This window comes from Pseudomonas syringae KCTC 12500 (genome assembly GCF_000507185.2).
Taxonomy (GTDB): Bacteria; Pseudomonadota; Gammaproteobacteria; order Pseudomonadales; family Pseudomonadaceae; genus Aquipseudomonas; species Aquipseudomonas syringae.
The window spans coordinates 5,654,746-5,679,752 of sequence record NZ_AYTM02000002.1 but is presented as its reverse complement, the minus strand read 5'-3'; the positions used below and the strand labels follow the sequence as shown (position 1 = coordinate 5,679,752).

Below are 25,007 nucleotides of genomic sequence, written 5' to 3'. Positions count from 1 at the left end.
ACAGAGGATTGACCAACACGGCCAGGTCACGCTTAGGCATGACCTGCATCAGGCTGGCTTATCTGTAAGATTAGTAGACCTGCGAAGAGATTTATTGGGCCCGATCACCGGTCGCATTCTGCATGTCGGATGCGTTCTGGGCCACGGGGGATCTGCGCCAGGTCAGGCGTTCACGGCCGGCTTTTTGCCGAGCTTTTGAACAAGCGTTGAGTGGCTGTCTGGTGTGCCGCCGGTTAACAATTCTTCAACAATTGGCGACTTATACTTCGCCAGACCGATTCGCTTGTTTGCTTGCCCCCCGTCAACCCGGTACCTACCTTGATGACTTCTCGTGTGCTTTCACCGTTGCTGTTGTTGCTGGGTGCAATGCTGTTTTTCCTCGCGTTGGGCAATCACCAATTACAAAACTCGACAGAACCCCGCGTGGCCGGCATCGCCATGGAAATGCACCTGAGCGGCAACTGGGTTACCCCGAAATTGAACGATCAACCGTTCCTGGAAAAGCCGCCGATGAGTGTCTGGCTCGACGCTGCGTCTATCGGGGCGTTCGGTGCGACTCCCTGGGCGGTCAGGCTTGCGTCCGCCTGTGCGGGGCTGTTCAGCGTGTTGCTGCTTTACAGCATGCTGCGTCGCTTCGGGCGGCCTGCCTCCGTAGCGTGGGTGGCTGCATTCATGCTGGCGACCCAGGCCAGTTTCTGGAGCAATTCGCGACAGGTGGGCGAGGACGCGTTGCTGGCGCTGGGTGTGAGCATGGCGTTGCTGGGGTTCTTTCACGCCAGTCAGCGTTTGCGCAGCGACGGATTTCCCGCAGGCGCCTGGCTGCTCTTCGTAGTGGGGATCGCGCTGGCAACCCTGAGCAAGGGCGTGCTGGGCCTCGCGATGCCGGGTGTGGTCATTTTCGCCTGGCTGGTGTGCGAGTCGGTGCAGAGCAAACGCATTGTTCTCGCCCACTGGCTACGCCCGTCGATGTTCACCGTCCTGGCTTTGGTGCCTTTGCTGGTATGGCTGTGCTTTCTATACGGGCAGGGCGGTACGCAGTCGTTGAAGGACGTGCTCTGGACCAACAGTGCCGGACGCTTCAGTGGTTCGTTCGAAGAGGCGGGGCATTACGAGCCCGTGCATTACTATCTGACCAAACTGCCTGAAGCGTTTTTGCCGTGGAATGTGTTCGTCTATCTGGGGCTGTGGCATTTCCGCAAACAGCTGCGGGCCAACCGTTACCTGCTGTTTTTCAGCCTGTGGCTGATCGCGCAGTTCCTGCTGTTGTCGCTGGCCTCGAGTAAACGCATGGTTTATCTGATGTCACTGGCCCCTGCGGCTGCGGTCATTGCGGCGGAATATACCTTTGTGTTGGGCGAGCGACTCAAGGCGCGCTCGCAGCGCTCTCCGTATGCGGCGTTGGTTGTACGAAACGCAAGGGCGATGACGGTTGCCGGTGCCGTTTTGATCGTGGCGGGGTATCTCGGCGCAGCCATATGGCTGGAACCGCGAGCGGACCGGCAGTTGTCGTTCCTGCCGCTGACTGACAAGGTCCATTCCCTGCAAGTCCAGGGACGGCACGTCGCCTTGTTTCAGCCCAGTGAACGGCTGGCAGGTGCCAGCGTGTTCTACAGCCAGAGCTTGCTGGATACATTCATATCCAGCGCTGACCTTAGCAGCTTTCTGACCCGTGCCGACGGCAATGTGGCGATCATGGAAAGCCTGCAGCCTCCCGAACCACCCTTGCGAGTGGTCGACAGCGTCAAGGTCGGCGAGCGTATCTACTATTCCGTCAGCCAGGCTCCGGTGACTGTCGGCAACTGACGGCCGCCGGAGCAGCCCGTTACACGACCTGACTGCTGACAAACGAGTTACAGGCCGTCCACTGCTTTTGTGGGATTGGCAGGTCGCACGATTCGCCACGGCCGATGGGGAAGTAGTGGAAGCCGCGTTTTGCCAGTCGTTCAGTGTCGTACAGATTGCGTCCATCGAAGATGATCGGCGCGTTCAGGCGTTGCTGGATCAACTCGAAATCCGGGGCTTTGAACTGTTGCCATTCAGTGCAGACGATCAATGCATCGGCCTCGTTGAGCGCGGACTCCGGCGTGCCCATGAGCATCAGGTCCTCGCGATGGCCATAGATGCGCTGGGTTTCCTGCATGGCCTCGGGGTCGAACGCCCGCACGCTGGCGCCAGCCTCCCATAACGCTTCCATGAGTACGCGGCTCGGGGCATCACGCATATCGTCGGTGTTGGGTTTGAACGCCAGGCCCCACAGGGCAAAGGTCTTGCCGCGCAGATCGCCCTGATAGAACGCGTTGACCCGCTCGAAGAGTTTGTTCTTCTGCCGTTCGTTGATGGCCTCGACCACCGACAGCAGATCGTTGGAGCAATGAGCCTCCCGGGCGCTGTGAATCAACGCGCGGATGTCCTTGCCGAAGCATGAACCGCCGTAACCGCAGCCGGGATAGATGAAGTCGTAACCGATCCGTGAGTCGGCACCGATGCCCAGCCGCACCGACTCGACGTCCGCGCCCAGATGCTCGGCCAGTTCAGCGATCTGGTTGATGAAGCTGATCTTGGTTGCCAGCATGCAGTTGGCGGCATACTTGGTCAGTTCGGCGCTACGCAGGTCCATGAACATGATCCGCTCATGATTGCGGTTGAATGGCGCATACAGTTCGCGCATGACGTTGCGCACGGCTTCATTGTCACAGCCGATGACGATACGGTCCGGGCGCCGGCAATCGTTGACCGCCGAGCCCTCCTTCAGAAATTCCGGGTTGGAGACGATATCGAACTGCAGCAGCCGGCCCGCCTGACGCAGCGCCTGATCGACGTGGTTGCGCAAAGCGTCGCCACTACCGACCGGCACGGTGGATTTCTCGACGATGATCAGCGGTTCGCGCCGATGCCGGGCGATGGCTTCGCCCACCGCAAAAAAGCCGCTCAGGTCGGCCGAACCATCGGCACGAGAGGGCGTGCCGACCGCGATGAACAGGACCTCGGCATGTTCCACTGCCAGTTGCTCGTCAGTGGTGAAACACAGACGCTGCTGGTCCAGGTTTTCACGCACCAGATTGGCCAGTCCTGGCTCGTAGATATGCACCTGGCCCTGACGCAACTGGTCGATCTTGGCCTGATCAATGTCCATGCAGACCACATCGTGGCCGACTTCGGCAAGCACGGTCGCTTGTACCAGGCCGACATATCCGCTACCGAAAACACTGATTTTCATGGGGAAGATCCTGAGGTGATGGCCCGGGGGACGCGCCGAAGGTTGATGATCAAGACACCTGCCACGATCAGGGTGACACCCACAGTTTTCGATACCGTGAATGTCTCGTGGAAAAACGGCAGTGCTGCGGCGAGCGTATAAACCAGCGCGTAGCTGATGCTGAGCAGCGAATAAGCACGGCTCAGGGGCAAGACCCGAAGGGCCAGCAACCAGAAAAGCATGGAGAGCGCATAAGCAGTGATCGAGGCGCAGACGACCATCAGGGCACTGAGATCGAGCTGCGTCGAATTGTGCAGTTCGAGCCATTGAGCGGGCGAGGGCAGGCGGCTCATGCTCCAGCGCATACCCAATTGCGCTGCGCTGACCAGCGCCACACTGGCCATGGCGCACAGGGTTGCCCGGCAGCGGGTCACGCCTGACGCCCCAACTGAAATACCCCGACAAGAATCAGCGCAATACCCAGCCAGTGCTGTGCGTCAACCGGCTCGTCGAACACATAGCGCCCCGCCAGCGTGATCAGCACGAAGTTAACACCCAGCATCGGATAGGCGATGCCGACGTCCAGGCGTTGCAACACCAGCAGCCATACCAGCAGGCCCGACCCAAGGCAGGCCAGCGCCAGCCACAGCCACATTGAGCGCAGCGCTGCAAACGCGCCGGGAAATGCCCCGCGCCAGTCTTGTACCGCGCACTTCTGCGCGATCTGGCCCAGGCAGGTCAGCAGGCATGCGCTTGCCAGCATCAGCCAGGTCACGATGCCGACTTCTCGTAAATGAGGATGGCCAGGTTGCCTTCGTCATAGCGCTGACCATCCTTGGGAAGACTTTCGAGCTCTTTCAGTTCCTCATCGCTCTTGCCGCGCATGATGACGCCGACCCGGCCTTGGCTGCGGGCGTTCTTCATCCAGGCATCAATGTCCTGCAGGCGGACTTCTCGACCCTGCACATCGGGATAGCCCAGGCCGTATTCCAGCTCGCCCCAGGTGTTGAACAGTGCAACATCAGGCCGTTTCAGGCGCCACGCCAATGCCGAGGCAGCGCCCAGGTCGTTGCTCAGCAGATGCGTGCAGTCCGCCAGTTCGGCCTGGTGCCTGACGACGAACGGGTCGGGAGTCTTGTTGTTGATCACATCGTTTGGCAGCGCAACGGGCAGCAATGCGATCAGCAGCCAACCGCCCAACGCCGGCGTGGCCCAAAAGGTCAGGGGGCGCAAGCCTTGCAGGGCGTTGGCGAGTGTCCATCCGAGAAGCACGATGACCGCCAGTGACAGATGCATCGGTTCGTTTTCGTAGACGGGCTGCTTGAGTTGCAGGTAGATCAACGCCACGAGCCCAAGAAAAGTGACGGTCGCGTTGAATATTCCGTTCGCGCGCAACGCTGTGCTGTGGCCTCGATCGAGGCGCTCGACCAGAGTGTTGGCCATCAGCAGCGCCAACGGCAGCAGACACGGCAGTATGTAGGTCGGCAATTTACCTTTGCTCAGGCTCAGAAACGCCAGTGGCAGCAGCAGCCACAGCAGCAAAAAGGCAATGTCAGGGTGGCTTTTTTCTTGCCATGCCTGTTTCAGTGTTACCGGCAGCAGCAGTGCCCACGGCACACAGGCCGCCACCAGCAACGGCATATAGAACCACCAGGGCTGAGCATGCTGCGCATTGTCCCCGGCAAAGCGGCGAATATGCTCATGCCAGAAGAAGTAACGCCAGTAGTCGGGCTCTTGCTGGTGGATCGCCAGCGCCCACGGCAGGCAGACGGCGACGGCAATCAGTACCGCGAGCGGGCCAAATCTGAGCAGCTCGGCCAGGCGTCGCTGGCACAGCATATAGGGCAGGGCGATGATGACGGGCAGTGCCCAGGCGAGAAAGCCCTTGGTCATGAACCCCATCCCGCAGGCCACGCCGACTAACGCCCATGCCGCCAGACGCGCTCGACCGACGCTGTGCACGGCGTACCAGAATGCCAGCAGTGTCACGTTGGTCCAGAGGGTGAATTGCGGATCAAGATTGGCGTAACCGGCCTGGCCGGCGACAAAGCCGAAGCTCATGAGCAACAAGGCGCTGGCGAACTGCTTGCGCGGGTCGTTCCAGATCTTGCCGGCCAGTAGATAGGCCAGCAGCACGCTCAAGCCGCTGGCCAGCGCCGACACAATGCGCACGCCGAACAGGTTCTCGCCAAAGACCTGCTGCCCCAGTGCAATCAGCCAGTAACCGGCCGCCGGTTTTTCAAAGTAACGCAGCCCCATGAAGTGCGGTGCAATCCAGTTGCCGCTGTGGAGCATTTCCTGGCTGATCTGGGCATAGCGGGTTTCATCGGGAATCCACAAGCCGTGAAAGCCCAGCGGCAGCAGATAAGCCAGCACGAACGCCAGTAATAGCAGCGCAAGATGACGATGCCTGACGTGCATCACTGCTGCACCCCCAGCCAGCCTTCGCGGCCGGGCAGGTGGCCGCGAACGATATGCCCGGAAGGCAACCGTTCGATGGCATCGGGTAGCAGATGGCCCAAAGGCGCGAAGTGGATGCCTTGGGTATTGGCCCGCTTTAACAGTTGCCTGAAACCGTCGGCCATGATGATCCCTTCCACTTCGGCGTGAAGGGTGTAGACATTGAGCCGTCGTGCGGCGAAGCGGCCGAGAATGTAGTCGTTGAACGCATTCGGCTGCAGGTGCGGGCCGATTACTTCATCGAAGGTCGGCAAATCCACCGGAACCTGAGCGGTACCGAGACTACCGTCGGCCAGCAACGGGCGAAACAGACTGGCGCCACGGCAGTCACTGTTGTAGCGAAAGCCAAACGCCTCTTTGGCCTGCACAATGCGCTGGTCGGCGCGCCAGCCTGCCGCTGCGGAGCACACTACCGGATGGCCGAGGATGTCGCTCAGGCAGTCGACCCCACGGTGTATCTGGGCAGTCAACTGTCTGTCGCTCCAGTGTCCGGCATTCGCTTGCCAGCCATGATGATCCCAGGCATGCAGGCCGATTTCGTGACCTGCATCCAGCGCGCGGCGCATCAGTGGGCCAAGGTCACGGCCGATCGGTTTGCCCGGCCATGCAGTACCGGCCAGCAGAATATCCCAGCCATACAGGCTCGCCGCCCTGGAGCGAAGCATCTTCCAAAAGAACGTAGGCCTTACCAGGCGCCATAGATGGCGCCCCATGTTGTCGGGTCCGACACTGAAAAAGAAGGTCGCCTTGACCTGCGCTTCGTCGAGTATGTCCAGTAGCCTGGGCACGCCCTCACGCGTGCCCCGGTAAGTGTCGACATCGATTCTCAAGCCTGCCTGCATCAGCACTGATCCGCTTTTTCAGCCATGGCTTCGCGCAGGAAGAAATCCAGGGTTTTGCCGATGGTCTCGCTCAGCTCAATACCCGGCGTCCAGCCAATCAGCTTTTTGGCGTTGTCGATGCTCGGCGTGCGGTGACTGACATCCTGATAGCCCTTGCCGTAGAAGGACTGGCTTTCAACTTCACGAAAGCCCGCAAAGGGCGGGAAATGGCCGCGCAACGGATGGGCTTCGAACTGGCGAAGCAGCTCTTCACCTAATTGACGGATGCTGGCTTCGTTGTCGGGGTTGCCGATGTTGATGATTTGTCCGTTACAGCGCCCATCACGGTTTTCGATGATCCGCGCCAGCGCCTCGATGCCGTCGACGACATCGGTGAAACAGCGCTTCTGGGCGCCGCCATCCACCAGGCGAATGGGCGTGCCTTCCACCAGGTGCAGGATCAGTTGGGTGATGGCCCGCGAACTGCCAATGCGCGCCGAGTCCAGGCGGTCCAGACGCGGTCCCATCCAGTTGAATGGGCGAAACAGGGTGAATTGCAGGCCTTTCTGGCCATAGGCCCAGATCACCCGGTCCAGCAGCTGCTTGGACACCGAGTAGATCCAGCGCTGCTTGTTGATCGGGCCAACGATCAGGTTGGAGGTGTCTTCGTTGAAGTTTGCGTCCTGGCACATGCCATAGACTTCGGACGTGGACGGGAAAATCACGCGCTTGTTGTACTTCACGCAGTAGCGAACGATCTTCAGGTTCTCTTCGAAATCCAGCTCGAAAACCCGCAGTGGATTGCGCGTGTATTCAATCGGCGTGGCGATGGCCACCAGCGGCAGCACGACATCGCATTTCTTGATGTGGTATTCGATCCATTCGGTATGGATGCTGATGTCACCTTCGATGAAATGAAAGTTCGGCTTGGCACGCAGGCGCTCGATGGCGTCCGAGCCGATATCCATGCCGTAGATTTCGTAACGGTCATCCTGCAGCAGACGCTCGGACAGGTGGTTGCCGATGAAACCGTTGACGCCGAGGATCAACACTCGGGTACGACGAACCGACCGGCGCTTTGCCTTGTCGAGCAGTTGTGAGCCTGCTACCAACCCGAATTCGCGCGCCAGTTGCGCACCACTGAGGTACAAGCCGTTGTCACCGCGTTGCCCTGCGGTGATGACCAGCGAACCCTCGCCACAGGCGATACGCAATGGCTCGTGACTGATGACCGTGCCGGGCGCCTCGCCATTGCTGCTCGTGTCCACGCTGGCAGCCCAGATGATCAGCTTGTTGTCGCCGACCGTGCAAAACGCGCCAGGGTAGGGCTGTGTTACCGCACGGATCAGGTTGTAGAGCTGGGTAGCCGGCAGCGACCAGTCGATCAAACCGTCGGCCGGGGTGCGCCGACCGAAATACGTCGCACGGGATTCATCCTGGGGCGTAGCTGGCAGTTGCCCTTGTGCGGCGAGCAAGGGCAGTGTCTCGCAGAGCAGGTCAGCGGCGGCGTCACGCAATTTGCCATGCAGCGTCAAGGCAGTATCGGTGGCACTGATCGATACCCGCTGCTGAGCGACTATCGGCCCGGCATCGGCGCGTTTGACCATCTGATGCAGGGTAACGCCGGTTTCACTTTCGCCGTTGACCAGCACCCAGTTGGCCGGCGCGCGTCCGCGATAACGCGGGAGCAGCGAGCCATGCAGGTTCAGCGCAGCTTTTTTCGCGCAGGCCAGCAGCGAATCGCCGAGCAGCTGGCGATAGTAGAAGGAGAAAATGAAGTCCGGCGCCAGTTTGCCGATGCGCTCTACCCATAGCGGGTGATTCGGGTCCTCGGGGGCATGCACTGCAATGCCGTGCCGGGCGCACATCTGCGCCACAGAGCCGAAAAAGGTTTTTTCTTTGGGGTCGTCGGCATGGGTGAACACCGCCGCAATCTCATAGCCTGCATCCAGCAACGCTTGCAGGCCGACACAGCCAATATCGTGATAAGCGAAAACGACAGCTTTAGTGCTCATAGCGCGACCTTGTTCATATAGGGAGTTACAGAGGAATCAATGCTGTCGGTGGCAACCGGTGACGAGCTGCGCACGACCTTTTCGATAAAGAACCGCGGACGCGCACGCACATCGCTGTACATCCGGCCCAGGTATTCACCCAGCAGTCCCATGCCGATGAACTGCCCTCCGGTGAATACGAACAGCACGGCAAACAGTACGAACATGCCGTCCCCGGCCCATGACGCGCCGAAGATCAGGCGCAGAACGATCAGCAGCGCCGCGAACGAGACACCGAGCAATGCCATGCTGAAGCCGATGATGCTGAGCAGGCGCAGCGGCGTGGTGGTCATGCAGGTGATCAGGTCGAACATGAGGTTGATCAGACGCATCGGGCTATATTTGGAGTCGCCGTGCTCGCGTTCGGCGTGATCGACCAGCACCTCGGTGGTGTGTCGCGCAAAACTGTTCGCCAGAATCGGAATGAATGTGCTGCGCTCCCGGCAGGCGAGCATGGCGTCGACAATCGTGCGCCGGTATGCGCGCAGCATGCAGCCGTAATCGTTCATGGCCACGCCGGTGGAGCGCTGCACCGCCAGGTTGATGAGTTTCGATGGCCAGCGTCTCCAGGCGGAGTCCTGACGGTTGCTGCGCACCGTACCGACCACGTCGTATCCCTGTTCAGCGAGCTTTACCAGACGAGGGATTTCTTCAGGTGGATTCTGCAGGTCAGCATCTAGGGTGATGACCACGTCGCCCTGGCACTGCTCGAATCCAGCCATGATGGCGGCGTGCTGACCGTAGTTTCGATTCAGGATCACTGCGACGAAGGGGCTGTCGGCGCGCTCGGCAGCCCGCTGGAGGATGTCTGCCGAGTCGTCGCGGCTGCCATCGTCGACCAGGACGATTTCGAAGCGGTGGTCGAGCTGTCCGCAGGCCGCTTCAGTGCGGCGCAGCAACTCTGGCAGGCTTTGTCGTTCGTTGTAGACAGGGATGACGATCGACACGAACTTTATCGGATACGGTTTCAATGGCTGGATTCCACGGTCGATTCAATGGCACCGACAACCCGCTCGACATCATCGAGGGTCATGTCGGGAAACAGGGGTATGGAGCACAGCCTTGATGAATTCCATTCCGTGTCGGGCAGGCGGACGTCGGGGAAACGTTTGCGGTAATAGCTGTGCAGGTGAGTGGCGATGAAGTGGATGCCGGTGCCGATGTTTCGCGCTTGTAAGGCCTTCATGAAGGCGTCGCGATCCAGCCCGCAGCGCTCGGGATCGATGCGCAGAATGAACAGGTGCCAGGCGTGTTGCTGGGCATGTCGGGGCAGGGCGAGAGGCAGAACGGGGCTGCTGGCCAGTCGTTCGAGGTAATGGCTGGCGAGTGCCTGACGCTGCGCATTGATGGCATCGAGGCGTTGCAACTGCACCCGCGCAATGCTCGCATTGATGTCGGCCAGGTTGTATTTGAAACCAGGCTCCATAACCTCGGCCTGGGGCTTGCGACCCAGGGTCAGGCGGTCGTAAGCATCGACACCCAGGCCATGAAATTTGAGCTGACGCACCCGATCAGCCAGTCGCGCATTGTCGGTGACCAGCATCGCGCCTTCGGCACAGGTCATGTTCTTGATCGCGTGAAACGAAAAGATCGCAGTGCCCTGCTGGCCGACCGGACGTCCCTGGTAACCGGTGCCGGCGGCATGCGCAGCGTCTTCGATCACGGTGATGCCGTGCCGGTCGGCCAGCGCATACAGCGGGTCGAGATCGAATGCAGCGCCTGCGTAATGCACCGGCACGATCGCCTTGGTCCGCGGGGTGATGGCTTGCTCTATCAGCGCGGCGCTGGTCATCAGGGTGTCACGGTCGACATCGACGAACACCGGAATGGCCCCCAGCAGGCAGATCATGTTGGCTGTCGACACCCAGGTTTGCGACGGCGTAATCACTTCATCGCCAGGCCCTACGCCCAGCGCAAGCAGCGCAACGTGCATTGCCCCGGTGGCCGAAGACAGTGCCACTGCATGCTGCGCGCCGACCCGCGCGGCGAACTCTTCCTCCAGCTTCTGACATTCCGGGCCAGTGGTGATCCATCCGGAGCGCAGCACGCGCGTTACCGCAGCAATTTCTTCATCGCCAATGGACGGCCGTGAAAAGGCAAGAAAAGTTTGACTCATCTACAGAGACTCTCCGATTGACGCAGCAAGGCCGAACATAAAAAAGTCACACCAGGAGTGCGCGTGAGTGCGGTGAACTTAGGCGTTCAAATATGAAAATAATGTCCAGACGCCGTTGCTTTTTTGTATCGCCTGGCAGGCTTTCGAATCATAGAGTAGGGTGAAAGCCAAACGAACGACAACGCCGTTATGCGTCCATGTAGAATTATTAATCTGCCGTTCAGATTTCATCGAACGCGTCATGAACAGACAGCTTTAGTTCAGCTTGCTCATGATAATCATGGAAAGTTAAAGCGGATGAAGTGTGTTGCAGTTGCAGGTTTTTTTAATGAAGCTTTCATGACCGGGGAATGGGTTTTGCGTTGTTGGGCAGGGTCGAGCCCGACTCGAAAAGGTTGCTATTGACCAGGTTTCATTGGGGGTCAGCTTTTTCTCGGTTTTTTTTAGACGCAGACGGTGCGTTTGCGTAAACCCCGGTCAGAAGGAAGCTTGCCGGGTGTAGAAACATGACCGCTATCAAGTGATATATATAACCAGGCGGTAGGGTCGGGCAGTGCGGCAGAGAGAAAGTTTGCTGATAAGGAACAGGTTGGTATAGGTAATCATCGAGAAATGTTTGGGTGAGTTATAAGGTCAAGGCAGTTTCATGCAGGCGTGCTGATGGTTGCGAAGTGTTCAAGGCTTAATTCATGTGCCTTTATATTCGACACGATCCTGTAAGGAGAGGGTACCGACGAAGTAGTTAACGATGTGTGTAGAACGACGGTCCGCTTGACTGCCATTGCCGGGTTTATTCGATGCAGCAAAGTAAAGGGGCACGCGGCGTGCCTTGCTTCGTGCGAACACGTGGCGGTCTCGGATAACCCCTGCCGCCCGGTTATCGACCCTGCGCAGGCTGACAACCCGCACACCCCGTTCTGTCTAGTTCCGGCCAGAGATGTTAAATTAGCCGCCATGAACTTCTTCCGAACCCATTGCTCGCCCATTGCCTGGATACTGTACGCAGTTGTCCTGTTCAATGGTCTTGCGTGCAGCATCGGTCATGGCCAGATGATGGCCGCCTTTGCGGGCACTGCAGTGGCTTCGGTTTCCCATGCAGATCATGGGATGTCAGATATGCATGCCGGGCATCACACGATGCACATGGCCATGCACGATTCTTCCAAGAAGATGGACATGTCAGGCAGCATGAAGGCGCAGTCGGGAGAGTGTTCGTTTGCCGGCACACTGACGCTGGCGATGATTTTCTTCGTGGCGCTGGGCTGGCTGATCCGTGTCCGTCGTACTCGTTTTGTGTTGCCCGACTTCTGGCTCGGCAACCTGCCAAGGTACACCCTCCCGGGACTCAATCCACAGGCCCCTTAGGCTCTGTACGAAAAGTGGCTGCGCTCGGTGATGCTTCGTTAAAAACAGGCTCGGAATGCTCATTTACAACACGTAGAGTCGAACGCGACCCCGGCCGTTCCTCGCCTGTTTTTGCCTCGCCTGACCTTCGCTCGCCGACTTTTCGTATAGAGCCTAGTGCCCATCGTGGACGTGTGAGTACTACTCGCACGAACAACCGATAGTGTCTTTACAGCCTGCCGGAAGGTCATTCCGGCGGGGCGCGTTCATACGTTGGTGAGTCCCTATGTCTGCATCATTTTCAAGCCCGGAGCCACGGCCTTCCGGAGCATTTGTCGCCTTTCTGAAAAGGCTCCATTTTTACATCGGCGTATTCGTCGGTCCGTTCATGCTGGTCGCGGCCTTGAGTGGCGTCGTCTATGCACTGACCCCGCAGATCGAAGATTCGCTCTATGCGCATGCGCTGCACACAGACAGCCGTGGTCCTGCGATGAGCTTGCAGGCTCAGATCCAGCGCGCGCAGGCATCGGCAGGTCCAGGCCTGAGCGTTGCCGCAGTGCGCCCGGCACCCCGGGAAGGGGATACCACTCGGGTCATGTTCAGCGATCCGGGCTTTGGCCCGTCAGAGCATCGGGCGCTGTTCTTGGACCCGGTGAGTGGCGAAATTCGCGGCGACATGAAGGTCTACGGTACCAGTGGCATATTACCGCTACGTACCTGGATCGATCAGTTTCATCGAGGCCTTCTGCTGGGCGATGTCGGCAGGATCTACAGCGAGCTGGCAGCTTCATGGCTGTGGGTGGCTGCGCTCGGAGGTCTGGTGCTGTGGGCGGTTCGCCGTCGTCGGCAGAGTCGTGAACGCGGCAACGTGCGCCGCTGGCATGCAACCACCGGCGTATGGCTGCTGCTGGGCCTGCTGTTCTTCTCGGCCACCGGTTTGACATGGTCACAGTACGCTGGCGATAACATTGGCGTACTGCGTGCCTACTACGGCTGGTCAACGCCCAGTGTGGCCACCTCACTGGGCAAGTCGGCGGCGATGCCCATGTCTATGCCCATGGACGAGCACGCCGAGCATCATATGCACATGGCGCCGACGACACAGGCGGCCGAGTTGGACCCTGCCTTGTTCGACAGTGTTCTGGCCAAAGCGCGCGCCGAACATATCGATGCTGCCAAGGTTGAAATCAGGCCATCCGCAAGCAATGACAAGGCCTGGGTAGTCAGCGAGATAGATCGCAGTTGGCCGACGCAAGTAGATGCCGTATCGATCGACCCGCAAACACTGGACGTAGTCGATCGCGTCAGGTTTGCAGACTATTCGCTGCCCGCCAAGCTCACCCGCTGGGGCATTGATGCGCACATGGGTGTGTTGTTCGGTCTGGCCAATCAATTGGTGCTGGTGGTGTTCGCCAGTGGCCTGGCGGCCATGGTTGTCATGGGTTATGTGATGTGGTGGCGACGTCGTCCAACGCTTTCTCAGCCGCGCAATCAGCAGGCAACGCTCTTGAGTCTCTGGCGCTCGTTGAATCCGGGCGCGCAATGCGCGTTGATCCTGGTTGCAGTGTTGACTGGCTTTGCGCTGCCGGTACTGGGCGTGAGTCTGCTGGGCTTTATCATCCTGGACGCGCTACTGGGATACCGGCGAGCCGCAAGACCCTTGGTCGAGGGCAAGGTGTAATCCTTAGTTGCGCGGATTACCAAGCGCATCGAGCAACTGATTCCCGACCAGGGCCGTCTGCTCGATGGCTTTTCAGTAGCGGATATCGCGGTCGCTCAATACGCTGCGACCGTTCCGTCTTTCCTCGGATCGGTCCCGCCCACGTATCCATGTGCGGTGCGCTGAATAATCTGCGCACCGCCGAAGGCAAACACGCCACTTGGCTCTTCGACATCGATATCGTGCCCTTTGGCGCGTAGTGCTTTCACCACTTCGGGGTCAAACGCACGTTCCACGGCGACTTTCAGGCCGGCTTCGATTCTCCAGCGCGGTGCGTCGGCAGCGGCTTGCGGGTTCTGTTTGTAACGCAGGATGCGCATCATCATCTGCAAATGACCCTGCGCCTGCATCGGGCCGCCCATCAAACCGAAGGACATCAGCGGCGTGCCGTCGGCATTCATGACAAAACCGGGGATGATGGTGTGGAACGGGCGTTTGCGCGGCGCGACGTAATTGACGTGCTGCGGGTCCAGCGAGAAGCCCGCGCCGCGGTTCTGCATGCTGATGCCCGTACCGGGTACAACCACACCCGAACCAAAGCCCATGTAGTTGGACTGGATGAACGAGATCATCATGCCGCTTTCATCCGCTGCCGACAGGTACACCGTGCCACCCGGTTTTGGCGAGCCGTGCCCGGGATTGGCGGCCTGATCGGTGATCAGCCCTGCGCGCTCCGTCAGGTAAGCCTTGCCCAGCAAGTCGGCTGAGGGCACGCGCATGTGCTCGCTGTCGGCGACATGTTCGTCGAGGTCGGCCAGGGCCAGTTTCATTGCTTCCAGCACCGGGTGAACCGTCTCGAGGCTATCCACCGGGTGTTCGCCCACGCCCAGTGCTTCGAGCATGGTCAGGCCGGCCAGGGTGGCAATGCCCTGGCCATTTGGCGGGAGTTCATGCACGACAGCGCCTGCGTATGGCACCGACAGGGTGTCGATCCAGTCCACGGTGTGCGTCGCCAGGTCGTCGAGACTCATCACGCTGCCATTGGCGTTGGCATGGGCGATGATTGTGTGCGCCAGTTCGCCGCGATAGAACGCTTCGCCTTTGGTCTGCGCGATCAGCTCCAGCGTACGGGCGTGGTCCTTGAGCCGGATTTTTTCTCCGGCCATGGGGGCCTTGCCATCCGGCATGAAACACTCGGCAAAGCCCGGTTGGTCCTTGAGCAGATGTGCGCCGCGTTTCCACAACTCGGCGATTATCGGCGTGACCTGATAGCCGTCGCGGGCGTAGCCAATCGCCGGTTCGGCCAGGGTCGCGAAGGGCAGTTTGCCGTAGCGCGCTGACAGCTCCACCCAGGCCGATACCGCACCCGGCACGCTGACCGCAGGCCAGCCGCGTTGCGGCATCTGGCTCTGGCCTTCGAAGTATTCGGGTGTCCAGGCTTGTGGCGCGCGACCGGAAGCGTTCAAGCCTTGCAGCTTGCTGCCGTCCCAGACGATGGCAAAGGCATCGCTGCCGATTCCGCAGCCGGTGGGCTCGACCACGGTCAGCACCATGGCCGCGGCGATGGCGGCGTCGACCGCATTACCGCCACGGCGCAGCATGTCCAGCCCGGCCTGAGCGGCCAATGGCTGAGAGCAGGCGACCATGTTGTTGCCCATCACCGGCGAGCGGGCCGACGCGTACGGTTGGTTGTAATCCAGATCATCGAACATAAGCGTTTCTCTTTGGCAGAAGACGAAAGGTTTAGCCCTTGGGGTCCAGCGCATCGCGCAGGCCGTCACCCAGCAGGTTGAAACACAGGACCGTGATGTAGATCGCCACGCCAGGCGCAATCGACATCCACGGAGCCTGCTCCATGAAATTCTTCGCAGTATTGAGCATCGAGCCCCAGGACGGCGACGGCGGTTGCTGGCCCAGGCCGAGGAACGACAGGCTGGCTTCGGCCAGAATCGCCGAGGCGATGGTCAGCGTTGCCTGCACGACCAGCGGCGACATCACGTTGGGCAGCACGTAACGCAGGATGATCCAGCGATCCGGCAGACCGATGGCGCGGGCACCTTCGAGGTAATCCTCGTGCTTGATCGACAGCACCTGGCCGCGGGTCAGTCGGGCAAAGATCGGCATCGCGGACAGGCCGATGGCGATCATCGCGTTGGTCAGGCTGGGGCCGAGAAAAGCGCCCAAAGCGATGGCCAGCACCAGAAACGGGCAGGACAGCAGCGCTTCCATCACCTGCGAAATGATCATGTCCAGCTTGCCACCGAAGTACCCGGCCAGCAGGCCCAGCGGCACGCCGATGAACATGGCGATGGCTACCGAAACACCCCCGGCCAGCAGCGAGCTGCGGGCGCCATACAGCAAGCGCGAGAACAGATCGCGCCCCAGTTCGTCGGTGCCCATCCAGTAGATCAACGAGGGGGCCTTGCGTACCGCGAGGAAGTTGGCTTTGAGCGGATCATGGGGCGCAATCCAGGGCGCCAGAACGGCCGCCAGGACAAACAGCAACAACACCGCCGCGCCAAGCACCGCGCCTTTGTTGGCCAGGAATTTCTTCAGAAAAGGCGAGCGACTGCGGGGCAGTATCGCGCTGTGCGAGAGGCTGGCAATAGCGGTCATCAGGCAGTCCTCAGACGTGGGTTGATCAGGCGATAAAGCACGTCGGCCAGCAGGTTCAGCATCAGGAAGCCAATCGCGACACACAGCACCACGCCTTGCACCACGGCGTAGTCACGGTTGAACACGGCGTCGACGATCATCTTGCCGAACCCCGGAATGCTGAACACTTGCTCGGTCAACACCGCACCGCCGAGCAACTCGCCGAACAGCAATGTCGTGAGGGTGATGATCGGCATCAACGCGTTGCGCAGCGCATGCTTGAGAATCACTGTGCGCGTGAACAATCCCTTGGCCCGGGCGGTGCGGACATAGTCAGCGCGCAGTACTTCCAGCATGGCGCTGCGGGTATGGCGCATGAGAATCCCCGAAAGCCCGGCACCCAATACGAAGGCAGGCAGGATCAGGGTCTTCAGGTTTTGCCCGAAGTCCTCGCCCATCGGCACAAAGCCGGAGGCGGGCAGCCACTGCAGTTTCACCGCAAAGACCATGATCAGCAGAATGCCCAGCCAGAAGTGCGGAATGGAAATCCCCGACAGCGCCACCACGTTGGCCCCGTAATCCACGGCGGTGCCTTTGCGCACTGCCGAAATGATCCCGGTGGGAATACCGATCAGCAGCGCAATCAGCAGGGCCAGCACCGCCAGTTCGAGGGTCACCGGCAGTTTCGACGCCAGCAGCGTGGTTACCGGTTGCTCGGTGCGCAGCGATGTGCCCAGGTCGCCGGTCAGCACGTTGCTGACCCAGTTCAGGTACTGCAACGGGATCGGGTCATCGAGCCGGTACTTGTCGCGCAGGTATTCCATGACCGCCGGATCGCGCTCTTCCCCGGCCATGGCCAGCACCGGGTCACCCGGCAGCAGCTTCTGCAGGGTGAAGACGAACAGCGAAACCAGAATCAGCGTCGGGATCGAGCTGAGCAGGCGTCGCAGGATGAACATCAGCATACCGGAACCTCGCAGGTGCGCCCGTCAGTCATGGCTTGAACGCGACATTGTTCAGACGAATCAGACCGTCCGGGTTAGGGACGAAACCGGTCACGTTGTTACGCATGGCAATGATTCGCGGGTCGAAATACAGGTAGGCGGTCGGTACTTCATCGGCCAGCAAGCGCAGTGCGTCGTTGTACAGTGCCTGGCGTTGTGCAACGTCGTTCACAGTGCGCGCCTTGTTGAGCAGTTCGTCGAGCCTGGCGTTGCAATACTTGCCGTCGTTCTGGCCGCCTTTGCAGGTCACGAACTGATGGATATCACCATCCGGGTCAGGACGGCCCGACCAGGCGCTCATGCCGATCTGGAAGTTGCCGCTCGCCTGTTCGCTGAGCATCGTCGCGTATTCAGTGGCAATCAGGTTGACCTTGAAGCCCGCTTCCTCAGCCATGGCCTGAATGATCTGCCCGACCTGTTGCGCGATGGGGTTGTTGGCCACTTTCAGGTCCACCGCCAACGGTAGTTTCACGCCGGCCTGCGCCAGCAGCGCCTTGCTTTTCTCGACATCGCGAGCCGGGATCGGCAGTTCCTTGTCGTAATACGGGCTGTTTTTCGGGAACGGCTGAGCGCTTGGTGCGTACAGACCCTCGAACACCACCTGATTGATGGCGTCGCGGTCGATGGACAGCTCAAAGGCTTTGCGTACGCGCTTGTCCTTGCCCATCGGCGAGTTGGCTTTTTCACCATTACCGATGTTGAACATCAGCTGCATGTAGCCCAGGCCCGGTGTGTTGTAGATCGCCAGCTTGCTGTCGGCCTTGACGGTTTTCACATCGGTTGGCGCAACACGCTCGATGATGTCCAGATCGCCGGAGCGCAGGTTGGCCAGACGCACCGAGGTGTCCGGAATCGGCAGGAACACCACTTTGTCGAAGTGATACGCCTGTTTATTCCAGTAGTTTTCAAAACGTTCCAGCACGATTCGATCCTGCTGCACGCGCTGGACAAATTTGTAAGGACCGGAGCAGACCGGGTTGGAGGCGAACTCGCCTTGCGCGGCTTTCGGCGCGAGCATCATCCCGGCACGGTCCGACAGCTGAGAAACCAGCGTGGCATCGGCTTGCTTGAGCTTGATGGCGATGGTTTTTGCGTCTATCACCTCGACGCTGTCCACCGAGGCCAGCTCGCTTTTACGCAGGGAGTCGGGGAGGGTGCGGGCGCGGTCGAGGTTGAACTTTACCGAGGCGGCATCAAAAGGTTCGCCATCGTGGTACGTCACGCCTTCGCGCAACGTCATGGTCAGGGTTTTACCGTCTTCGCTCCAGTTCCACGCTGTGGCCAGTTGCGGCGAGTAGGTCAGATCCGGGTTGACGTCCACCAGTTTGTCGCACAGCGCGGTGTACACCAGACGACCGGAGTAGGTGCGCGAACGATGCGGATCCAGCACATCGGGATCGTCCTGAATGCCGATGCGCAACGTCGATTCGGCGAAGGCAGCATTGGCGGCCAGCAATAACAATGTTCCTGTCACGACGCGTGCGATTTTCATGGCTGGCTCTCCACTGCAAGGGATTGATGGTGCTTGAACAGATTCAGGCGCTGGGTGTAGGCAGCGCTGGGTGTCGGAAGGATCAGCGTGGCGCTGCCTGCGTTGGCGATTTCACGCCAGAAGTGGCAGGCGACCTGGCGTTCGGCCTCGACGGTTTCCATGACCGGCGCAGCCTCCTTGCACAGCGCACGGGCGTGCGGGCAACGGGTATGAAAGCGGCAGCCCGAAGGCGGGCGGCTGGGGCTGGGCATGTCGCCGCCGAGGAGCGGACGCGGCTGGCGCAGGTCAGGGTGGCTGACCGGCACGGCGGCCATCAACGCCTGGGTATAAGGGTGCAACGGGTTTTCGAACAGCGCGTCGACCGGCGCCAGTTCGACGATTTCACCCAGGTACATCACCGCCACGCGGTCGCTCATGTGGCGAATCACGGCCAGGCCATGGGCAACAATCACCAGGGTCAGGCCGAATTGATGCTTGAGGTCTTCGAGCAAGTTGACCACTTGCGCCTGCACCGAAACGTCCAGTGCCGAGACCGGCTCGTCACCGAGGATCAAGCGTGGCTCGGAAGCCAGTGCGCGGGCGATGCCGATGCGCTGGCGCTGACCACCAGAGAATTCATGGGGATGCCGACCACCGTGTTCAGGAGCCAGACCTACCGTGCGCAGCAACTCGGCGACCTTTGCCTGGCGGTCGCTGCGGCTGGCCTGGCTGTGCAGCCAGATCGGTTCGCCAACGATGGATTCAACGGTCATGCGTGGATTCAGCGAGGCGAACGGGTCCTGAAAGATGATCTGCAAGTCTCGGCGTACCTGACGCAGCTTTTCCGGTGTCAGGTTGGCGAGGTTGCGGCCCTCGTAAATCACGTCACCCGCAGTCGGTTGCAGCAGGTTGAGCAGCAAGCGGCCAAGCGTGGATTTGCCCGAGCCGGACTCGCCTACCAGTGCCAGCGTCTCGCCTTTGCGGACCGACAGGTTGACCTCATTGACGGCCTGTACCGGTGGCTTCTTCGGCTGCAAAAAACCGCTTTCCACGGCGAAATGCTTGCTCAGGCCGATGCCTTCCAGAATGGGTTTCTGCGCGTTGCTGTCGGGGCTGACGCGCCCGGTGATGTCTGGTTTGGAAAGGTTCACGCACTGACTCCCACATGCTGTTCCAAAGGCGCACGGATGCACGCGGCGAAGTGTCCGGGGGACAACTCAAGCTGCGGCGGGCGTTCGTCTCTGCATTGCTGGATCACAAACGGGCAGCGTCCGGCGAAACGGCAACCGCCGGGCATTTCTGCCGGCGTCGGCACTCGGCCGTTGATCGTTGCCAGGCGGCCTTCACGAGGACCGATCGAGGGCATCGAGCCCATCAGGCCGATGGTGTACGGATGCTGCGGATCGTCGAACAGGGTTTTCACCGGGCCGCTTTCCACGACGCGTCCGGCGTACATGACCATGACCTCATCGGCGACTTCGGCAACCACGCCCAAATCGTGGGTGATCAGAATCATCGCTGTGCCGGTCTCGGTCTGCAGGTTGGCGATCAGCGAGAGAATTTGCGCCTGAATGGTGACGTCCAGCGCAGTCGTCGGTTCGTCCGCTATGATCAGCGCCGGGTCATTGGCCAGCGCCATGGCAATCATGGCCCGTTGCCGCATGCCTCCCGAGAGTTCATGCGGGTAGGCGTCCAGCCGCTGGCGAGCGTCCGGCACGCGGACTTTTTCCAGCATGTCCAGAGCCCTCTGGCGGGCAGCCTTGTCTGAGAGGCCCTGATGACGCATCACGCTTTCAGCGATCTGTTCGCCGATGGTGAAGACTGGATTGAGGGAGGTCATCGGCTCCTGAAAGATCATCGCCATGCGATTACCGCGCACGTCCAGCAGGCGCTCTTCGGACATGCCCAGCAAGGCTTCATCGATCAGCAGCGAGTCGCTCGCGCCAACCCTGGCAGTTGACGGCAACAGACCCATCAGGCCCATTGAGGTCACGCTCTTGCCGCAGCCGGACTCGCCGACGATGGCCAGGGTCTTGCCGCGCTTGACGGAAAACGATACGCCGTCGACAACATTGGCGGGCGCACCGGCAAAGCGTACGGTCAGGTCGCTGATGCTGAGCACCGTGCCGTCGCCGTTTTCTGTGAGGTGGGCAGTGGCGCTCATAGGCTGGCCTCCAGGTCTTGGTTGATGACGGTGTTCAGGGCCTGTTGCAGCGCACGTAAATGGCCGCGCATGGCGGTGGCGGCCTTGATCGGATCGCGGCTTTCAATGGCGCTGACGATGTCGTCGTGATCGTGGCTGTAAGTGTCGAGGCGGTCGGCATTGCGTGCCCGGTGACGCAAGTCGCGCCAGGCCGGGTCCAGACGGATCGCATCGAGCATTTCGAAGATGTCGAGCATCAGCCGATTACCCGCCGCTTCGGCAATGGCGCGGTGCAGTGCGCTGTCCCACAGCTCAATGCCTTCGGCGTCGGTCTGCTCGGCGACCTGCTGGCGAGTGGTGCGCTCGGCAAGACGGCGCAGAATCGCCATCTGTTCACCGTTGGCCCGTACCGCTGCCAGTGAGGCAAGTGCCGGCTCCAGGTGCAGACGCGCTTCCATGACCTCGGTGAAATTGGTCCGGCCGGAAAGCCGCGCGAAGCTCATGGCAGCACTGGGTGGCGTAGGTCCGACAAAGGTCCCTTTGCCTTGTCGGCGCCAGACCTGGCCTTCGGCTTCCAGTACCGACAGGGCGCGACGAACTGCCCGTCGGCTAACCCCGAAATCGGCCGCCAGGTCCCGCTCGGTAGGCAATGCCCGTTGGGGGAATGCTGCATGCTGGGCAACGATCTGGCGCAACGCATCCAGCGCCAGTTTCGAAGAGTTGTCGATAGGGATGTCAGGGTCGAACCTTTGCATCGTGGTACTCGCGCCAGACCAAAAAAAGATGCCCTGAACTGCCCCTAGGCAGAGGTTCCAGGAAGAAGGGCTGGTGCAAGAGCGATGCCAATGAAAATTGGTTCGGCTAATTTTGAGCTACAAGATGACCAGCGACTGGCGACGATCAAGCCTGGCGGGCCTATGTTCAAAGGTCCGCCCGACTGGTCCGCGGCATGCTGAGAGGATTGGTCCGCCGGTGGGTGAACCAATTTTTCAACGGGTACGGATTTGTTGCATCAATGCGTGCAGGGTGCGCCAAAGTGCGCCGTTAGCTGGTCGACCGAAGTGATGCATCGGGTGGCGCGGCTTGCCATTCCAGAGCCAGATCGAGCAGGGCGGCCCCCAGAGCCTTGCCGTGGGCGTCGAGCGCCAGTGACCGTGTGACTCCGCCACGCAGGATGCCGGGCAGGACGAAGTTGAGCGCACCTACACAAGGCAGTTCGTAGCGCCTTACGGGTGGCCCATTCAGGTCCAGCAGTTCGGCGAAGTGTGCAGTGACCCGCTCAACCGTGAGCAGCTCAGCCAGACGTGCATAATCGTCGATGTGAAAGGCAACGATGGAGATATTGGAGACGTCACCCTTGTCACCGGTACGTGCGTGAGCGATGTCCCGCAGTTTGGTGGTGTTCATGCCAGGAGCTCCAGGTGTACGTGCAGGTTGACGTGGTCTCTCGGCACAAACAGTGACGCCACCGCGACCACCTGGCGGACTGATTTGCTCGCACCGCCGCCTCCGTATGGGCCGTTGGTGTAGAGGGTTTCTACTTCATTGCCGACGCGTACCGCATCGCTTTTGTCCACGCAACGCGCGGCGACCCGAAGGCGTACCTCCCAGGGCTCGCCCTCGGCGCGCGCCCCCAGGTGACTTCCATGCAAGGCGCTAACGCCGATCAGTTCGGCCTGAATGTCCTCACATGCCACGCCTGTCAGAGCCAGTCGTTTGAGCACGATGTCCTTCGCCAACAGCCCGCGGGCCAGCGCGCCGGGGCCGCCATAGGACATTTGTCCTTCGCCGATCCAGCCATCGAGAAAACCTACGGACACCTTCAACGTCTCGGGACGTGCGTGTCCGCCCGCCCCCTGAACGCGTACTTCGTCGCTCGCGATGGATTCGAAGCCAGCATGGGTGAAGTCCGCGCTGACATCGGGCGTCAGGTAGGCGGCAGGGTCATGCACTTCGTACAACATTTGCTCGGTGCAGGTGGCGGTATCAATGCGGCCGCCTGAGCCCGCCACTTTGCTGATAACGGCATTGCCTGCCGCGTCTATCTCGGCCAGCGGGAAGCCCAGGCGGTCGAGGTCGGGAACGTCTTTAAAACCGGGATCCGCGAAATAGCCGCCGCTGACCTGGCCGGCGCATTCGAGCAAGTGCCCGACCAAGGTTCCACGGCCCAGCAATGCCCAGTCGTCCTCGGCCCAGCCGAACTCGAACATTTGCGGTGCGAGAAACAGTGACGGATCAGCGACCCTTCCGGTAACGATCACGTCAGCATCGGCGCGCAAGGCCTGGATGATTCCTTCTGCGCCAAGGTAGGCATTGGCCGAAATGAGTCTGTCGCCGAGGGATCGCAGAGACCTGCCGTTGTCGAGGGATCGATCGGGCTGTTGCAGTAGGGCTGCGAGCACGTCATCGCCTGTCAGCGCTGCGACTTTCAAGCCCGTCAGGCCAAGATCTGCCGCTATCCGGCGTATTTCACTTGCGGCGCCAAGCGGATTTGCAGCCCCCATGTTGGTGATGATTCGCAAGCGACGGCGCGTACCGTCAACGCCTTTGCCCACAAAAGGCAAGACCCGGCGCATGCGCTCGCTCAGCAATGGATCGTAGCCTGCTGATGGGTCTGCCAGACGCGACTGTTGTGCGAGCGCAATGGTACGTTCCGCGAGGCATTCAAATACCAGGTAATCCAGTTGCCCATGCTCGGCCAGCTCGATCGCTGGCTCGATGCGGTCGCCGGAATAACCGGCCCCTGAACCAATCCGTATGGTTTTCATTCAGAAAACTCCTATGACCATAGCGGTCAGGGTCATGATGACCGAGGCCGCAAACAGGAAAGGGATAGTGAAGCGCTGATGGTCGGCCAGTTCGATCTTGCACAGGCCGACCAGCAGAAAGGTTGCTGGCGTCAACGGGCTGACCGGGAACCCTGTGGTATGCACGCCGAGCAGCGACGCTTGCGCGACCTGCATCGGGTCAACGCCGAGCGCTTTGCCGACCTCGGCGACCACCGGCATGATGCCGAAGTAGAAGGAGTCCGGATCGAAAAGCAGGCTCAAGGGCATGGATAGAAAGCCTACGACGACCGGGATCAGCTTGCCGTGCCCGGCCGGGATCTGGCCCACGGCCACTTCTGCCATGGCCTTCAGCATCCCGGTGCCTTGCATGATTCCTGTGAACACCCCGGCAGCGAGCAGAATACTGGCCATGGTCAGGGCTGTTTTGGCGTGTGCGTCGATGCGTGCCCGTTGTGCGTCCACGGCAGGGTAGTTGATGCACAAGGCAATCACGGTGCCGAGCATGAACATCACCACCGGATCGACAACACCCGCGATCATCACGCCCATTACCAACAGCGTCAGCAGCAGGTTGACCCAGAACAACCGAGGCTTGCGCAGTTCACGCTCGGCATCGCTGAGCACGCGTTGGTGGGGTTTTACATCAAGATTGTCGGGGCCCAGGCCGAGGCGTCGCTCTTCGCGCCGTCCCAGGAAAAACGCGCAGGTGAAGACAAAGATCAGTCCGACGATCTGCACCGGAATGAGCGGCTGAAACAGATCCGAAACCGGCACATGAAGGGCGGCGGAGGAGCGCAGCACCGGGCCCGTCCAGGGCAGGAAGTTGACCCCCGCAGCCATCGCCGTCACGCAGGCCAGTATGCGTTTATCCATGCCAAGGCGCGTGTACAACGGCAGCATGGCGGGAATGGTCACGAGAAAGGTAACCGCGCCGGAGCCGTCCAGATGCACCAACAGCGCCAGCAGTGCGGTACCCATGACGATGCGGGTTGGCCGTGTACCGACCCGTTTGAGGATGCGGTCGATGATCGGATCGAGCATGCCGGCATCCGTCATGATGCCGAAGAAGAGGATGGCGAACACAAACATCCCGACTACGGGCGCAACGTTCTTGATGCCTGTGATGATGAAGCCACTGGTTTGCAGACCAAAGCCAGCGAGGAGGGCGGCGATGATCGGCAGGGCGATCAAGGCAACCAGGGGAGATATGCGTTTGCTCATAATGCTGACGAGCATGGCAAGAATGGTTATCACACCGAGTGTAGCGAGCATAGGCTGGTCCTCTTTGGCATCCCTGTGCGCGGCAGCGACGAGACGCCCTATTGTTGTTTTGCAAGAGTAATAGCAACGACGC

The 25,007-nt window shown here is 60.4% G+C and carries 20 protein-coding genes and 1 pseudogene; 3 read left to right on the top strand and 18 right to left on the bottom strand.

What is annotated here, in order from left to right; translation table 11 throughout:
• The first annotated feature begins 321 nt into the window (after positions 1 to 321).
• The gene (locus V476_RS24680; protein WP_024960936.1) at positions 322 to 1,803 is read left to right on the top strand and encodes an ArnT family glycosyltransferase; all 1,482 of its coding nucleotides are present in this window, start codon (positions 322 to 324) and stop codon (positions 1,801 to 1,803) included.
• Between the two features lie 19 nt (positions 1,804 to 1,822).
• On the opposite strand, the gene V476_RS24675 is transcribed toward V476_RS24680, so the two are convergent.
• The 8 genes and pseudogenes from V476_RS24675 to arnB all read right to left on the bottom strand — a co-directional run bounded on the left by V476_RS24675 (position 1,823) and on the right by arnB (position 10,647).
• Positions 1,823 to 3,217, bottom strand: coding sequence for a UDP-glucose dehydrogenase family protein (locus tag V476_RS24675; protein WP_024960935.1), 1,395 nt, complete (start codon positions 3,215 to 3,217; stop codon positions 1,823 to 1,825).
• A pseudogene (gene arnF, locus V476_RS24670) lies at positions 3,195 to 3,600 on the bottom strand (4-amino-4-deoxy-L-arabinose-phosphoundecaprenol flippase subunit ArnF). Before arnF ends, V476_RS24675 begins: the two are co-directional and overlap by 23 nt.
• A 26-nt stretch (positions 3,601 to 3,626) precedes the next feature.
• Positions 3,627 to 3,971, bottom strand: a complete 345-nt coding sequence (gene arnE / locus V476_RS24665) for a 4-amino-4-deoxy-L-arabinose-phosphoundecaprenol flippase subunit ArnE (RefSeq protein WP_003344964.1) — start codon at positions 3,969 to 3,971, stop codon at positions 3,627 to 3,629.
• Positions 3,968 to 5,617: a lipid IV(A) 4-amino-4-deoxy-L-arabinosyltransferase gene (arnT, locus tag V476_RS24660; RefSeq protein WP_032629562.1), complete on the bottom strand. Its 1,650-nt coding sequence runs from the start codon at positions 5,615 to 5,617 to the stop codon at positions 3,968 to 3,970. Before arnT ends, arnE begins: the two co-directional genes overlap by 4 nt.
• Positions 5,617 to 6,498 carry a 4-deoxy-4-formamido-L-arabinose-phosphoundecaprenol deformylase gene (gene arnD, locus V476_RS24655; RefSeq protein WP_003344966.1) on the bottom strand — a complete coding sequence of 294 codons (882 nt, stop codon included), beginning with the start codon at positions 6,496 to 6,498 and terminating at the stop codon, positions 5,617 to 5,619. The genes arnT and arnD overlap by 1 nt, the downstream gene beginning before the upstream one ends.
• Positions 6,498 to 8,492 carry a bifunctional UDP-4-amino-4-deoxy-L-arabinose formyltransferase/UDP-glucuronic acid oxidase ArnA gene (gene arnA, locus V476_RS24650; RefSeq protein ID WP_024960933.1) on the bottom strand — a complete coding sequence of 665 codons (1,995 nt, stop codon included), beginning with the start codon at positions 8,490 to 8,492 and terminating at the stop codon, positions 6,498 to 6,500. The genes arnD and arnA overlap by 1 nt, the downstream gene beginning before the upstream one ends.
• Positions 8,489 to 9,502 (bottom strand): undecaprenyl-phosphate 4-deoxy-4-formamido-L-arabinose transferase, encoded by a 1,014-nt coding sequence (gene arnC / locus V476_RS24645; protein ID WP_024960932.1) that lies wholly within the window; start codon positions 9,500 to 9,502, stop codon positions 8,489 to 8,491. Before arnC ends, arnA begins: the two co-directional genes overlap by 4 nt.
• Positions 9,499 to 10,647: a UDP-4-amino-4-deoxy-L-arabinose aminotransferase gene (arnB, locus tag V476_RS24640; protein ID WP_024960931.1), complete on the bottom strand. Its 1,149-nt coding sequence runs from the start codon at positions 10,645 to 10,647 to the stop codon at positions 9,499 to 9,501. The genes arnC and arnB overlap by 4 nt, the downstream gene beginning before the upstream one ends.
• 771 nt (positions 10,648 to 11,418) lie before the next feature.
• Here arnB and V476_RS24635 point away from each other — a divergent pair.
• Both V476_RS24635 and V476_RS24630 read left to right on the top strand, forming a co-directional pair.
• Positions 11,419 to 12,012 (top strand): DUF2946 family protein, encoded by a 594-nt coding sequence (locus V476_RS24635; RefSeq protein WP_235810978.1) that lies wholly within the window; start codon positions 11,419 to 11,421, stop codon positions 12,010 to 12,012.
• A gap of 265 nt (positions 12,013 to 12,277) precedes the next feature.
• The gene (locus tag V476_RS24630) at positions 12,278 to 13,672 is read left to right on the top strand and encodes a PepSY-associated TM helix domain-containing protein (protein ID WP_024960930.1); all 1,395 of its coding nucleotides are present in this window, start codon (positions 12,278 to 12,280) and stop codon (positions 13,670 to 13,672) included.
• Positions 13,673 to 13,767: 95 nt separating this feature from the next.
• Here V476_RS24630 and V476_RS24625 read toward each other — a convergent pair whose 3' ends face one another.
• The 10 genes from V476_RS24625 to V476_RS24580 all read right to left on the bottom strand — a co-directional run bounded on the left by V476_RS24625 (position 13,768) and on the right by V476_RS24580 (position 24,925).
• Positions 13,768 to 15,363 carry a gamma-glutamyltransferase family protein gene (locus V476_RS24625; protein WP_003426548.1) on the bottom strand — a complete coding sequence of 532 codons (1,596 nt, stop codon included), beginning with the start codon at positions 15,361 to 15,363 and terminating at the stop codon, positions 13,768 to 13,770.
• 31 nt (positions 15,364 to 15,394) lie between these two features.
• The gene (locus V476_RS24620) at positions 15,395 to 16,267 is read right to left on the bottom strand and encodes an ABC transporter permease (RefSeq protein ID WP_003410575.1); all 873 of its coding nucleotides are present in this window, start codon (positions 16,265 to 16,267) and stop codon (positions 15,395 to 15,397) included.
• Positions 16,267 to 17,211, bottom strand: a complete 945-nt coding sequence (locus V476_RS24615; protein ID WP_024960929.1) for an ABC transporter permease — start codon at positions 17,209 to 17,211, stop codon at positions 16,267 to 16,269. Before V476_RS24615 ends, V476_RS24620 begins: the two co-directional genes overlap by 1 nt.
• Before the next feature lie 28 nt (positions 17,212 to 17,239).
• Positions 17,240 to 18,742, bottom strand: a complete 1,503-nt coding sequence (locus V476_RS24610; RefSeq protein WP_024960928.1) for an ABC transporter substrate-binding protein — start codon at positions 18,740 to 18,742, stop codon at positions 17,240 to 17,242.
• Positions 18,739 to 19,872: an ABC transporter ATP-binding protein gene (locus V476_RS24605; RefSeq protein WP_016568209.1), complete on the bottom strand. Its 1,134-nt coding sequence runs from the start codon at positions 19,870 to 19,872 to the stop codon at positions 18,739 to 18,741. The genes V476_RS24610 and V476_RS24605 overlap by 4 nt, the downstream gene beginning before the upstream one ends.
• Positions 19,869 to 20,885: an ABC transporter ATP-binding protein gene (locus tag V476_RS24600; protein WP_024960927.1), complete on the bottom strand. Its 1,017-nt coding sequence runs from the start codon at positions 20,883 to 20,885 to the stop codon at positions 19,869 to 19,871. Before V476_RS24600 ends, V476_RS24605 begins: the two co-directional genes overlap by 4 nt.
• The gene (locus V476_RS24595) at positions 20,882 to 21,619 is read right to left on the bottom strand and encodes a FadR/GntR family transcriptional regulator (RefSeq protein ID WP_003401136.1); all 738 of its coding nucleotides are present in this window, start codon (positions 21,617 to 21,619) and stop codon (positions 20,882 to 20,884) included. Before V476_RS24595 ends, V476_RS24600 begins: the two co-directional genes overlap by 4 nt.
• Before the next feature lie 289 nt (positions 21,620 to 21,908).
• Entirely contained in the window at positions 21,909 to 22,271 is a 363-nt protein-coding gene (locus V476_RS24590) for an AtuA-related protein (protein ID WP_024960926.1), read from the bottom strand.
• Positions 22,268 to 23,632: an acyclic terpene utilization AtuA family protein gene (locus V476_RS24585; RefSeq protein ID WP_024960925.1), complete on the bottom strand. Its 1,365-nt coding sequence runs from the start codon at positions 23,630 to 23,632 to the stop codon at positions 22,268 to 22,270. The genes V476_RS24590 and V476_RS24585 overlap by 4 nt, the downstream gene beginning before the upstream one ends.
• On the bottom strand, positions 23,633 to 24,925 hold the full coding sequence (locus tag V476_RS24580) for a CitMHS family transporter (RefSeq protein ID WP_024960924.1): 1,293 nt from the start codon (positions 24,923 to 24,925) through the stop codon (positions 23,633 to 23,635). It lies immediately after the preceding gene.
• Between the last annotated feature and the right edge of the window lie 82 nt (positions 24,926 to 25,007).